The following is a 13,877-nucleotide window of genomic DNA, read 5'->3' as shown; positions in this document are numbered from 1 at the left end:
TTAGGTTTCCTTTTCAATAAATTCTTTTGATGGGAAAATATATGAAAGAACTACAAATACTAGTAGCGACGTAGTAATTCCGAAAATATTGGCATCTAGATTAAAAGGTAGTTTTGATGATATTACAATAAGAGTAATTGTTGTTCCGCCACCTAACAACATTGCCCAAAATGCCGCGATTGAACTACTTCGTTCCCAATAAAACGCGCCGATAACCGGCACGAATAGTCCGGAAACCATAAATGCATAAGAATACAACATTAACTCCAATACATTTTGCATAGTAGTAGCGAGAAGTAAAGCGAAAATTCCTAATACTAAAGTCATAATTTGTGATGTTCTCAAAAATGTTTTGTGATTTCCGCTAATGTTAAAAAAACGATCGAGTATATCCGTTACAAAATTACCCGACGCAGCCATCAAACAGCTATCCGCTGTTGACATAATTGCCGAAAAATAAGCGGACATCATAAGCCCCATTAAGCCAACCGGCAGTATTGTTCTAAGCAGAACTGGCAATCCCATCTCGGGATCGAGATCTTGTATTGCTTCAAAACCAAGATAGTTGAACATACCTTGATCCGCCGCAACTCTTGCGAATAATCCAAGCAATACTCCCATAAAAGCCATTAATGGATATTCAAATATTCCGGCAATATACCACGCTTTCTTTGCTGTTTTTTCATCGGGACAGGAAAAAATTCTCTGGTATAATGTCATCCCGACAAACCAGATTGGAATTATCGTTACAGCCCATTTAACTAATTCTTGCCAGCTAACATTAGTAAGTGTTAACATTTCTGATCTAACAGTCGAAACAATTTCTTCATAACCTCCTACAGCATAATAACCTAAAGGTATACCTATAAAAATTAATCCGGCCATCAAAATTATCCACTGAACAGTGTCGGTGTAAATAACAGCTTTAATTCCACCGAGAACTGTGTAAACAATTACAATAGTTCCCATAATAATTAGTGCGGTATTCATATCAAGACTTACGAAAGACGCAGAAGCGAGTTTTGCACCTGCAAGAATTTGAGATGCAGTGAACCCGATATAACCAATGCCGGAAATCAGACCGGCAGCTATTGCGACTTTTTTACTGTAAAAACTTTCGAAGATTTGCGGAAATGTATAAAGTGATTTGAAATGTTCTAGCTTACTAACTTTTGGAATTAAAAAAATTGCACTTAACCATGCACCGATTAATCCGGTGAATAACATCCAGCTACCGGAAAGACCCATAACAAAACCGAGTCCGCCGAGTCCGATTGAAAATCCACCGCCAACATCTGTTGCTACAACTGAAAGTCCGATATGAAGACTTCCCATTTTCCTTCCGCCGACATAATAATCTTCAGCACTTTTATTCTTTCTCAGAAAATAAAAACCGATACCAAGAACGATTATCATGTAAGCAATAAAAATAGATAGGTCAATCCAATGCATGAAAAAGTATTTTTGTTAGAGAACTTTTTTGGTCATGTACTTTGAGTTTGTAAGTCTTGCGACCGCCATATAATTCGGATTAAAGTGAACTTGATCACCAACTCTATACTTTCCGTTTCGCAATCCCAAATCATAAACAGTCATATCCGATGTTGTACCAACAAAATTTAACTGATCATCTTTTGGAATTAAATTTCTATAATCAACGTCAAGTTCGCCAAAGTCTGCTATAGCACGGTAAGATTCATCGTATTCTAATTTATTAAAATCAGCAGTTTCACCTATTGCAGCGTCGCCAATTTTTCCATCCGGAACAACTTCTTTTTTTTCGAGCTCAACAATGTCAGCGGAAAATGTAAAAACATTTGTCGAAAGATTTTTAAATTTTTTCCCATCATAGGGCGATACTCCAAGAAACGCAGCTTCACCAATCCTGAAATGAGAAACACCTTTCGGAATTTTGTTCATTGCTACTAGTGGCAATGTAATAGAACTCCCGCTTGAGACTAGTTCTAACTTTACATTAAAAGTAGTTTCAATCAGTTGTCTATACAAACTAAGTTGAATTAATTTATCATAAGTTGGTTCAACACCGTACATGCAGCCGAGGTTGGTCCCGATTCCGATGACATTGATATTCTTCATCTTGAAAATCTTTTCATAGAAATTAAGTATCTGATCTCGAACGACACCTTCTCTAAGTTCACCCATTTCAATCATTACAATAATGCGGTGGATCTTACCTTGCTTTTTAGCCTCAATATCCAGTTGCTTAATTGTTTCAAAAGATGAATTAAGCGAGATGTCTGCGTATTGAACTACATTTTTAGCTTGGTTAACTGCCGGAGGTTTAATATAAATTGTAACAATGTCCGGTTTGATTTCTTTAATAGCACGAAGGTTTGATATTCGTGAATCCCCAATCGAGTGAACTTGCTTTATTGCCGGATCAGAAAGAATTTTTTCAAGAATAGGTTTATAACCGTTCAATATTTTAGTTACGAGTGTCCACTCGATTCCTCTTGATTTAAGGAATTTATTGAGTTTTTTAATGTTGCCTATAATGCGGTCGGAGTGAATGTGTAGTGTTGCCATTTTGTTATCCTATTTTTTGAATCGCATTTCGGCATACTTTGTAGTAAAGCCTATTCTTTCATACAATCTTTTCGCGGGATTTTCATATTCAACATGAAGTTTTACATCACCCGGGCAATCTAAAATTGCTTTTTCAACAATTTGTTTTCCAAATCCTTTTCCTCGGTAAGAAGCATCAACTGCAATATATACTAAAATATGTTCGGGAATATAGCCTGACATTCCGGTGTTATTGATTATAAGAGTTCCGACTAATTTATTTTCATAATAAGCAGCGAGCAGAAATCCACCGAGTTTACCGTCCTTACCAAATGCGAAATCAATACATTTATTAATAGCATCTTTAGAATCACCAAATTGATCTAAGTGATGGTAAAGAAAATCTACAAATTTCTCTCGAGTTAAACTTCCATCAAAATCGGATTCGTTAACCAGTTTTTTAATTTCTAACATTTTTTAACCTTAATTTTTTGAACAAAATAATCCCTCCTCCAAAACTCTGGAAACCAATCATGTATTATAATTAGCATTGAGGACGAGATTTAAAAGGAGCTTCTACTTCTGAAGATTTACATCAAAATTTGTTTTTAAAGATAACATAAAATGAAGAAAGACCCAAATTGTTGCGTTTTTGGGTCTTAATTGGCGTTTATTAAAACTAAATCACTTAAGTTGTTCGTGATTTGTAAGTATTTCTTTGAAGAATTTAGAAGCCGGTTTAGAAAGAAGAAGTATTAAAAAGATCAGAAAGGCTACAATAAACAATCCGTTCATGGCGCCTCCCACTTTAATTATGAATGCCCGAAAACAATGTAAGAAATATGGCGTAAAAATATGTGATTTAAATCACAATAACCAAAGTTAGAAATGATTTGATACTAAAGAAAAAGTCCGCCGGGTAAGCGGACTTCCTATCACCTATAATTTATGGAAGGGGTTTTATAGGGTAATTATTTATTTAATGCTGCGATTACAAAATCTACATCCTTTATCGCTGTTTGCTCATCGCCAATCAAATAAGCTGAGTAAAGATGTTTTGCCATTCTACGAACTTTTTCACAGTCATTAAAATCAACCGTACGCTTGACCATGAAAACACCTCTGGCATCACCAATTTTAACAAGTGCGAGTGCGGCAGCAAGTCTAGCACCGTCACAATCATCTTCACGCAAAATTTTCATTAATGGAATAACAGCTTTTGAGGATTTGATTTCACCAAGGAAATAAGCAGAACTGACTTTTAATCCTTGATTTTCTGAACTAACACCAACCAAGTAATTTTCTTCAATTACATCTGCCGGTGTTGCATTTGGACCAGCATATATACTCGTTAAAAGAACTGTAAGAACCGTAAGTACAAGGTACATCTTTTTATGTTTCATTTCTCCCCCCAGAGATTGATCTTTAAGTTTGTGTTCCTATTTATATTAGACTCTTATTTCTCCGTAATGTTGCTTTTATCAGATTCATAACTTAAGACGAGTGTTTGTACTAAAAAGTTTCATCAATAATCTGAAGAAATCGTTCTATAACATAAATTAACAAATCGATTTACAATGGTTTTTTTTATAAATATTTATTCGTTTTTTTCGATAATATGGAATCCAGAAAAGAGGCGATTTTATGCAAAAATTCACAATTTCAGTAAAAAAAGTTCATCAATCTACGGTTAAGAAATTTGATGAACTGGAATTATTCCATTTCGAGTGCAATAATTATGGTATCAAAATGGAGAAATTGAACCCCCTTACATGGGGTCTGAAGTGTAAACGCTGCAAACGCCAAATTATTGTAAAAGATAATGCTTATGGAAACTTACCGATTATGCAAACCGCGGTTGACGGGGAAGAAAGATTATTTAATCATGAACTTGCAAAAGAAACTGTTAAAGCAAAATCTTAATCTGTTTGTTAAAATAGATTTGTAGCATCGACATCATACCTTGTACCCACGGCAGGAATTGAACCTGCGACCTGCGGTTTAGGAAACCGTCGCTCTATCCCCTGAGCTACGTGGGCAATTAAATCAAAAATCAAAGTTGAAATATAAAAATTAGTGAACGCCGTGACAATTTCTTAATCCGCTTTAAATTGAATTTGCATGTCCTTTTTTCTAATTTTCGATGATGAAAACTAACTAAAAAGGAGTAAAAATGACGACGATTATTGATGTTTTAGGACGAGAAATTTTAGATTCACGTGGTAATCCAACTGTTGAAGTCGAGGTTCAATTAGAATCCGGAGTAATTGGAAGAGCTGCCGTACCAAGCGGCGCATCAACCGGTGAACATGAAGCTGTAGAATTAAGAGACGGAGATAAAAAACGTTATCTGGGCAAAGGAGTTCTCAAAGCTGTTGAAAACATAAACAACAAAATTGCGGACGAACTAATTGATTTTGATGCAGTTGATCAAATCGCAATAGACAATATGTTAATTCAATTAGATGGTACGCCAAATAAAAGTGAACTTGGTGCTAATGCAATTTTAGGTGTTTCACTTGCATGTGCAAAAGCTGCGGCAGAAACATTTGGGTTGCCATTGTATCAGTATATCGGCGGAGTAAATGCAAAAACTCTTCCTGTTCCTATGATGAACATTCTTAATGGTGGAAGTCATGCAGACAACACAGTTGATTTCCAAGAATTCATGATCATACCTCATGGTGCCGAAACATTTGCCGAAGCTTTAAGAATGGGAACTGAAACTTTTCATTCATTGAAATCAGTACTTAAATCGAAAGGTTACAGCACTTCGGTTGGTGATGAGGGGGGATTTGCACCTAATCTAAAATCAAATGAAGAAACTTTGGATATAATTTTATCTGCTATCGAGAAAGCCGGATACAAACCAGGTGAACAAATTTCATTTGCACTTGATGTTGCTTCAAGCGAGATGTATAACAAAGAAAAAAATGTTTACGAATTCTTCAAATCGGATAAATCTCAAAAAACTGCCGAAGAAATGGTCGAAATTTATGCTAAGCTCGTAGCTAAATATCCTATAATTTCAATCGAAGACGGGCTTGATGAAAACGACTGGAAAGGCTGGAAATTATTAACCGATAAACTCGGCAAGAACATTCAATTAGTCGGTGATGATTTATTTGTTACAAACACTGAAAAATTATCACGTGGAATTGAAGAAGGTATTGCAAATTCAATTTTAATTAAGGTAAACCAGATCGGTACATTAACAGAAACTCTTGATGCAATAGAAATGGCAAAGAGAGCCGGTTATACGTCAGTAATTTCTCACAGGTCAGGCGAAACCGAAGATGCAACAATAGCAGATATTGCGGTTGCAACTAATGCCGGACAGATTAAAACCGGTTCAGCAAGCAGAACCGATCGTATTGCAAAATACAATCAGCTATTAAGAATAGAAGAATTCTTAGATATTACTGGAGTTTATCCCGGACTTGCAGCGATTAATTATAAAAAATAATTATTAATAGAACCCACAATTGGGGCTGTCCGGAATTTATAAATTCTTGACAGCCCATTTTTGTCTATATAAATAACACTGAGGAAGGTATGGCTAAAAGAACTATCGAATCAATTAAAAGTGAATTAAAGAAAAAGAAAATTGAAGTTATCGATTTAAAAGCGATCGATTTAGCAGGAAGACTTCATCACATCTCTTTACCAGTTCGGGATGATATTATGGAAAGATTAATGGGAGAAGGTGTTGGATTTGACGGATCAAGTTATGGATTTAGGAAAGTTGAAAACAGTGATATGATTTTAATTCCCGATCTTGATACAGCAGTTGTTGATCCTTTCAGAGAAGCACCGACAATGAGCTTTTATTCCCACATAGTTTTAACCGATGAAAAGCGTTCACCTTTTTCACAAGATGGCAGACACATTGCAAAACAAGCAGAACAATTATTAAAGAAAACAACCGGCGCCGATCAATCATGGTGGGGACCGGAATTTGAATTTTATATTTTTTCAAACGTTGAGTATGATACAAGAACAGCAACATCATATTACAAAGTCGAGCATGAAGAAGAATTTCACGGTAAAGCTTATCACGCTGCAAATCCTTTTGATATTTACGATGACTTTAGAGATGAAGCATGTAAAATTTTAAAAAACTTTGGAATAGATGTTAAGTATCATCATCATGAAGTCGGTGAAAGAGGTCAGCAAGAAATTGAGACATATTTTTCAACATTACTAGATACAGCCGATAATATAGTTACTTCAAAATACGCGTTGTTCAATTTTGCAAGATCGCGTGATTTATTTGTAACCTTCATGCCTAAACCAATGTATCATCAAGCCGGAAACGGAATGCACGTTCATCTATATTTAACAAAGAACGGTAAAAATCTTTTCTATAAAAAAGGCGCTTATGGAAATATGAGCGAACTCGGTTTGTATTTTATCGGCGGTATTTTGAAACATGGACCGGCATTAACTGCATTCACAAATCCAAGCACAAATTCATATAAGAGATTAGTACCGGGATTTGAAGCTCCGGTTGCGCTAACATACGGACAAGGCAATAGAGCAAGTGCAATCAGAATTCCAAAATATGTTTCGAATCCGGATGAAACTCGTTTTGAATATCGACCTTCCGATGCAACTGCAAATCCATACTTATGTTTATCATCAATTTTACTTGCGGGAATTGATGGGGTTGTAAATAAAATTGATCCGGTTAAGGAAGGATTCGGACCTTATGACAAAAATTTCTTGAATGATGAACACATCGACAAAATTCATTTCTTACCTCGCAACTTAACCGAAGCGCTTGAAGCACTTAAAGCTGACAATGAATTTTTAAAGAGGGGAAATATCTTTACGGACGAGTTACTTGATCAGTGGTTTAAGATTAAGAATGAAGAAGTAAAGGCAATCGGAACGATGCCTCATCCGTTCGAATATAAGATGTACTTTAATTTGTAAAAATTATTTATGTAGTGAACGCAAACTTTGCGTTCACTACGTTTACTCATCTAAAAATTCTTTTGGTGAATAAACATTTATTTTCGCGCGTGAAAAATCCTTTGTATTTCTTGTAATAATTGCATCAACTTTGCTTGCTAGTGCTGCCTCGTAAATTACTGCATCTTCAAAATCATTAAATTTAGATTTTTGAGCTGATTGCAAAACTTTTTTATTGACCTCGGCAATTCCAAAAAGATTCAATACGTCATTAATAATTTCTCGACTTTTATTTTTACCCAAAGACTTTTGAAGAAAATAATTAATCGTAGTAATAGAAGTAGCACATAAGAATCCAGAATACTTCTTTTTTTCGATAAGTGTAAATAATTGTGCAGCATTTTCTGCATGAGGATATCTATCAAGCAGCAGATCGAGAACAATATTTGTATCAAGTAATATTCTCATTTATGTTTTTCTTCAAGATAGTTGTAGTAATCATCCTTCTTAAATTCTTTCTCTTTAATTAGTCCTTTTAATTTCTTGGTTATTGGCGGATAAACTTCTACGGATTCATTCTCCTTGCGATCTTCATTTTGTATAAAATCCGAAACCATTTTTGAAATGGACTTTCCTCGTTTACGAGAAATTCTTTTAGCCTTTTCGATTACTTTTTCGTCTATTCTTAAAGTTAATTTTGTTTGCATAGATTTCCCTAAATCTGACGTACATTTTGTAATTAATATACGTCAAGTTATTTTTATTAGCAATTGGATTTTCTCTTTAATTTGTAAAAATTATTTATGTAGTGAACGCAAAATTTGCGTTCACTACATTTTCGAATAGATAATTTGTTAACTATTGGAAGGTAGCTGAAAAAGCAATTCCAAAAGTTGTGCAAGCAATAGTAATATCGGAACTACCTTTATCCGGGACATTAGCGTAAGAGAAAAATGCACAAGCTCCCAAAGCCCAATCATCAGCAATCCACCATTCTTTCCCTACACCGGCAAAAACACCAATTCCCATATCGGATTCACCTTCATATTTAACCGAACCTTTTGTGTACTCCATTTTCATTTTGGAAGCTAACACAGATGCGGTAAAGTAAAAATTTAGCGGCATGATATAATATGTCATACCACCTCCGAAACCGAAACTTGAAGATTTAGTTTCATCGGTTTCGTGAACTGTACCGTTAATTTCAATATCCGGATTTGTGATTGTTGACCCGCTTACTTCGCCGAAAGCAATTAAATTCTCAGCAATTGTAGCTCCAATTTGAAAACCGAAAGATGCAGAAACTCCCTTTACTTCCATCTCTGAAGGGGCACCATCATAAACTTGAGTTGTGTATGATGGACCTACCAAAATTCTCATAAAAAATCCATCATGTTCATGCTTTCCTGAGTTTTGAGCACTCGTTGAAATAACTACTAAAAGAACTAAACAAATTGATAGTGTAATTTTTTTAAGCACGGTACCTCCAAGGAATTTAGATGAACTATTTAAAAAAACACTTAAGGTGATTAAACAAACCTGAAAAATGATTATATGTCCTTGGGAGAAGCGCTGTAAAGGAGGAGAGAAATTTGAATATAGATTATATCAAAATGTCTCTAGCAAGGAATTGATTGTATTAGAAAACTAGCTCAATGAATAAAATAAATCAAGACAAGAGTATATTATTAAAAAGGATTAGAAGCTCAAATATCTTTTATAACAACTATCCGAGGACTAAAACTCACGAAATAATTATTGTGAAAATTGTTTAATTAAATTTTGATGCTGCTGGAACTTATCAAGAAGTGTTTTTCGATCTCCCATTTCAAAATCAGCAAAATCAAATCCGGGTGAAACTGTACATCCGACAAGCGAATAAGTAGTTTTGTCTTTTACTTCCGCGGCAAACCATGTTTCTCTTGGAATTGTGTATTGTAGATTTTCATCCTCAGTAATATTCTGTCCGAGAATAATTTTAGAATAATTCCCTTCCGACGAAATTAAATGTAAGACAATCGGTGAGCCTAAATAAAAATGCCAAGTTTCATCCGATTGTAATTTATGAAATGCGGAAAACTGTTCGCCTACCAACATGTAATAAATTGAAGTGCTAAAACATCTTTCGGATGAATAACGTTCAGGTAATCCCTCAACTTTTATAAGTTCATCGGAACGGTAAACTTCTTTGAAATATCCACCTTCCGGATGCGGCTGCAAATCCAATTTTTCAACCAATGTAGATGCTGGAATCATTTTTCCTCGGGAATAGTTTTGTAAATGGAATATGTAATCTATTTGCCCAGTCTTCTTCGGTATGCTTCCCGCCTTTTTCAATATGAGTGAACAAGTTTTGATTTTTCACATAACCTATTTTTTCTAAGAGTTTCATCATATTTTTTGAATCATCAATTAATTTTTCTTCTTCACTGCCGCAATCGATGTATAAAGAAATATCCTTTAAAGGAGTTTTATCATTTTTAATTTCTTTAAATATCTTTTTTTCTTCTACCCAGAACGAACTTGATAGACACGCTGCTTTTGAAAATATGCTTGGGAAATTCCATATTAATTGAAATGAATATAATCCACCAAGTGATGAACCCATTATAAAAGTATTTAATCTATCTTTTTTCGTGCGGTAGGATTCATCAATGTACGGTTTCAATTCGCGCATAATAAAACTTGCGTACTTTTTACCTTTAACCGTCCAAAGATTATATTCTTCCAATCTTTCCGAATTGTTATAAATCCCAACAACAATAAACTCTTCAATTTTTCTTTGATTGATAAGGTTAGTAGCCGTTTCATCAACTCGCCAATCTTTACCTATGAAAGCCGTTGAAGGAGAAAATAAATTCTGCCCGTCATGCATATAAAGCACCGGATATCTTTTTGAACTGGATTGATAAGAAGGCGGAAACCAAATAATAATATCACGTTCGTTTTTGAGATTAATACTATAATATTCATGAAGTAATTCGTGGTGACCAATTATTTCATCAACATTATTGTAAGTTGTAATCAATGCCGGGTCTTTCATTAATTATTTTATCTATTGGGATGGTAAGTATAAATTAAAATGAGATATGTATCAAATGGAAAAAAGAAAAAGAGATTCCATCTTGTGGAAAGATGGAATCTCTCTAGATGAAATTAATTTACTTTTATATCACCATCGGGTGCTTTTTCGGGGAGTTTTGTTGGATATTCTTTCATGAGTTTTTGAATTTCTTCAATCGCTCTGTTTAATTGTTGATCAATTCCCTCCCATTCTTTTGCGGGATCGTTATCAACTACTATATCAGGTTGAACACCTGTTCCTTCAATCAGCCAATCTTTTCCGTTTAGATCAAATAGACCGGCTTCGGGAACCATAACTGTTCCGCCATCCAAATATGGCAGCGAACCCCAAATTCCAACCGTTCCGCCCCAGCTTCTTTTACCGATTATTGGTCCGAGACCATATTGTTTGAAACGGTAATTTACAATGTCTCCATCGGAAGCGGAGAACTCATCAATTAACATTACTTTTGGTCCTACAACCATTCCATCAGGATCGGGTGATGGTTTATTATTTCTAACATTGTCCATCATAATAGCTTCGCGGCGTAATCTTTCTATAATCATAGGTGAAACGTTTCCTCCACCGTTTCCGCGAACGTCAACTATTAACGCTTCTTTACCGAGTTGAGGATAATATCGTTTTACAAATTCATTTAAACCGCCAACTCCCATATCCGGGATATGAACATATCCAACTTTTCCATCGGTAGCTTTGTTCACTTTTTCGATGTTATCTTTTACCCAGTTGTAATAATAAAGATCATGTTCATTATCGGTTGGAATTACAGTATAATCTTTTGCGCCGTCTTTTGATGCTTTGCTGTTCACGGTCAATACAACTTGTTTATTTGCTTTGCCTACAAGTTCGGCAAATAAATTTGTTGATTCATTTAATTGCTTTCCATCCACTGCGATGATGTAATCACCGACATTTACATTAACACCAATTTCTTGTAAAGGTGAACGAAGCGACTTATCCCAATTTGCACCGTCAAGAATCTTAGTAATTTTGTAATAACCTGATTTATCCAACTCAACTTGAGCGCCTAGTAAACCGGTTTTAATTCTATCAGCTTTATCATAATCGCCGCCACCGACATAAGCATGACCGACATTTAATTCGCCTACCATTTCACCCATAATGTATGATAAATCAATTCTATGGTTAACATCTTCAAGGAGAGGTTCATATTTCTTAACATTGGCGTTCCAATCTAGTCCGTGATAATTTTCAACATAGAAGAAATCTCTAACAGCACGAGCTGTTTGATGAAAAATTTGATTCCATTCATCATGTTTGTTTAACATTACTGTTAAACCTGAAAGATCCAGTTTTTCCGAAAGATCTAGTTTGCCGTTTGGTAAATCAATTATATAATATGAACCGTTGGCACCGGCTAACATTTTCTTTCCGTCAGCTGATATTTCATAACCGTTAATGTTTCCAAGTTCAGTTTCTTTTTCTTTTTCTAAATCATATAATAAGAAAACTGATTTGCTGTCTTTACTTCCGTTACGCATGTAATAAATTTTATTTCCAACCGAAGTTAGATTAAAATAATTTGATGGCGAAATTGGAATTTTTACGGTTCTAACAGTTATTCCATCAAAATCAATTTTAACATCTTTTGATTCTTCTTTAGAATCTTTTTTCTCGTCTTTCTTTGAATCTTTCTCATCGGATTTTATTGATACTTCATCATTTTTCGGTTCGAATGGTGATTTGGTTTCCTTCGAGAGTGTAATTAAATAAATACCGCTCATATCTTGATAAGCATGATTCCACTCTGTCCAACTATAGGTTGGACTAAAATCTCTTTGGGAAACGAAGTAAATATATTTTCCGTCTTCAGAAAATATCGGCGAACTGGAATTATTCCATTCATCTGTTATCGGATAACTCTTATTTTCATCTAAAGAATAAACCCAAACTCTGTTCATCTTTCTATGTTCTGGTAATGAATAAGTTATCCATCTACTGTCCGGTGACCATGAACCGAACATGCCTCTACCGGTTTCACCTTTAGCAACTTCAGTGACATTTTTTGAGTCAACATCAACATAATAGAGTTTTAATTCTCTGTCGGAGAATAATATTTTCTTGCTATCGGGCGACCAGCTTAATTGCCATTTGTATGCACCGCCTTGATTTGTGATTTGAATTTCATCACTACTTCCATCTTGCGTAATTATATATATCTCATCTTCACCTGATTTATCGGAAATGTAAGCAATATATTTTCCATCCGGTGACCATTTAGAACCTCTTTCATGCACTCCGGAAGTTTCAGTTAAATTTCTCGTTATACCTTCTTTAGCTGGAACCGTAAATACATCACCTCTTGCACCGAACAATGCTCTTTTTCCATCGGGTGAAATTTCGTAATTACTTACTTCTTTGCTGACATCTTTCATTGTCGGACGACTTATCGCAAAATCCTCAGCAAATTGTACTTCAACTTTTTTACTCGTCTCGGAAGCTAGATCGAATCTGTAAATGTAACCTGCATTTTCATAAACGATTGCATCGTTGCCGAGCGACGGAAATTTCACATCAAACTCTGTATAGTTTGTGAGTTTTCTTGTATCACCGTTCGTTAAATTATAAACGTATAAGTTCATTCTTGCGTTCTCATCACGGTCGGATAAGAAGTAAATATTATCACCATGCCACATTGGGATAATATCTTGTGCAGGTGATTCAGCAATTGTCTTAGTTTGTTTAGTTTCAAAATCATAAATAGAAATATCATCAGCCATACCGCCACGATATTTCTTCCAAGTTCTGAATTCACGAAATATTCTATTATATGCTAGCTTTTTTCCGTCCGGGGAATAAGACGCAAAGCCGCCTCTGGGTAAAGGTAATTGTTTGTGAAGACTGCCATCAACGGGAGCTAAGAAAAGATGTCCTTTAAAATCATTGAACTCATACATTCTTGAGCGGAATAAAACATTTTTATCATCTGGAGTCCATCCCATTACTAAATTATTAGGACCCATTCTATCGGATACATCATCTCTTCCTAAAGTTGCGGTGTAAGTAATTCTTTCAGGAATTCCACCTGTTGATGGAATCAGATAAACTTCTGTATTGCCATCATATTGACCGGTGAATGCAATCCATTTACCGTCGTTTGAAAATCTTGGGAAAATTTCGACTCCAACACTGGTTGTTAGTTTTCTTGCAACTCCACCATTAACATTGATGGTGTAAAGATCACCGGCATAGGTAAACACAACTTGATCATTGTGAATTGTGGGGAATCTTAAAATTCTTCCTTCATCTTGCGCATACAGAATCGAGATGAAAGAAAAAGAAAGAAGAAAGACGAATAACATCTTTTTCATTTGGGTTCCTTTATTTT

The 13,877-nt window shown here is 35.0% G+C and carries 13 protein-coding genes and 1 tRNA gene; 3 read left to right on the top strand and 11 right to left on the bottom strand.

Features of this window, described 5'->3' with window-relative positions; translation table 11 throughout:
• The 4 genes from QY331_03630 to QY331_03615 all read right to left on the bottom strand — a co-directional run bounded on the left by QY331_03630 (position 1) and on the right by QY331_03615 (position 3,929).
• Positions 1 to 1,452, bottom strand: coding sequence for a sodium:solute symporter family protein (locus QY331_03630; GenBank protein WKZ70346.1), 1,452 nt, complete (start codon positions 1,450 to 1,452; stop codon positions 1 to 3).
• Between the two features lie 15 nt (positions 1,453 to 1,467).
• A complete protein-coding gene (locus QY331_03625) occupies positions 1,468 to 2,547 on the bottom strand; it encodes an alanine racemase (protein ID WKZ70345.1) in 1,080 nt (359 codons plus the stop codon).
• A gap of 9 nt (positions 2,548 to 2,556) precedes the next feature.
• Positions 2,557 to 3,000, bottom strand: a complete 444-nt coding sequence (locus QY331_03620; GenBank protein ID WKZ70344.1) for a GNAT family N-acetyltransferase — start codon at positions 2,998 to 3,000, stop codon at positions 2,557 to 2,559.
• A 497-nt stretch (positions 3,001 to 3,497) separates the two neighbouring features.
• Positions 3,498 to 3,929 (bottom strand): hypothetical protein, encoded by a 432-nt coding sequence (locus QY331_03615; GenBank protein ID WKZ70343.1) that lies wholly within the window; start codon positions 3,927 to 3,929, stop codon positions 3,498 to 3,500.
• Between the two features lie 241 nt (positions 3,930 to 4,170).
• Between QY331_03615 and QY331_03610 the strand changes: the two genes are divergently transcribed.
• Positions 4,171 to 4,449 carry a hypothetical protein gene (locus tag QY331_03610; GenBank protein WKZ70342.1) on the top strand — a complete coding sequence of 93 codons (279 nt, stop codon included), beginning with the start codon at positions 4,171 to 4,173 and terminating at the stop codon, positions 4,447 to 4,449.
• 43 nt (positions 4,450 to 4,492) lie between these two features.
• Here QY331_03610 and QY331_03605 read toward each other — a convergent pair.
• Positions 4,493 to 4,565: transfer RNA gene (locus QY331_03605), tRNA-Arg, on the bottom strand.
• Between the two features lie 134 nt (positions 4,566 to 4,699).
• On the opposite strand from QY331_03605, the gene eno reads away from it, so the two are divergent.
• Positions 4,700 to 5,992 carry a phosphopyruvate hydratase gene (gene eno, locus QY331_03600; protein WKZ70341.1) on the top strand — a complete coding sequence of 431 codons (1,293 nt, stop codon included), beginning with the start codon at positions 4,700 to 4,702 and terminating at the stop codon, positions 5,990 to 5,992.
• A gap of 89 nt (positions 5,993 to 6,081) precedes the next feature.
• Entirely contained in the window at positions 6,082 to 7,464 is a 1,383-nt protein-coding gene (glnA, locus tag QY331_03595) for a type I glutamate--ammonia ligase (GenBank protein ID WKZ70340.1), read from the top strand.
• A gap of 42 nt (positions 7,465 to 7,506) precedes the next feature.
• On the opposite strand, the gene QY331_03590 is transcribed toward glnA, so the two are convergent.
• From QY331_03590 to QY331_03565, 6 genes are all read right to left on the bottom strand, one after another.
• Positions 7,507 to 7,911: a PIN domain-containing protein gene (locus QY331_03590; GenBank protein WKZ70339.1), complete on the bottom strand. Its 405-nt coding sequence runs from the start codon at positions 7,909 to 7,911 to the stop codon at positions 7,507 to 7,509.
• Complete coding sequence (locus QY331_03585) at positions 7,908 to 8,150, bottom strand: DUF6364 family protein (protein WKZ70338.1); 243 nt, start codon at positions 8,148 to 8,150, stop codon at positions 7,908 to 7,910. The genes QY331_03590 and QY331_03585 overlap by 4 nt, the downstream gene beginning before the upstream one ends.
• Positions 8,151 to 8,301: 151 nt before the next feature.
• A complete protein-coding gene (locus QY331_03580; protein WKZ70337.1) occupies positions 8,302 to 8,922 on the bottom strand; it encodes a hypothetical protein in 621 nt (206 codons plus the stop codon).
• Between the two features lie 276 nt (positions 8,923 to 9,198).
• The gene (locus QY331_03575) at positions 9,199 to 9,699 is read right to left on the bottom strand and encodes a cupin domain-containing protein (GenBank protein ID WKZ70336.1); all 501 of its coding nucleotides are present in this window, start codon (positions 9,697 to 9,699) and stop codon (positions 9,199 to 9,201) included.
• Entirely contained in the window at positions 9,674 to 10,486 is an 813-nt protein-coding gene (locus tag QY331_03570; protein WKZ70335.1) for an alpha/beta hydrolase-fold protein, read from the bottom strand. Before QY331_03570 ends, QY331_03575 begins: the two co-directional genes overlap by 26 nt.
• Positions 10,487 to 10,599: 113 nt before the next feature.
• On the bottom strand, positions 10,600 to 13,860 hold the full coding sequence (locus QY331_03565) for a PDZ domain-containing protein (GenBank protein ID WKZ70334.1): 3,261 nt from the start codon (positions 13,858 to 13,860) through the stop codon (positions 10,600 to 10,602).
• Positions 13,861 to 13,877 lie beyond the last annotated feature (17 nt).

Source organism: Melioribacteraceae bacterium (assembly GCA_030584085.1).
In the GTDB taxonomy this organism is placed as follows: domain Bacteria; phylum Bacteroidota; class Ignavibacteria; order Ignavibacteriales; family Melioribacteraceae; genus SURF-28.
The sequence above is the reverse complement of the archived record's forward strand: the minus strand, read 5'-3'. Positions and strand labels throughout refer to the sequence as shown.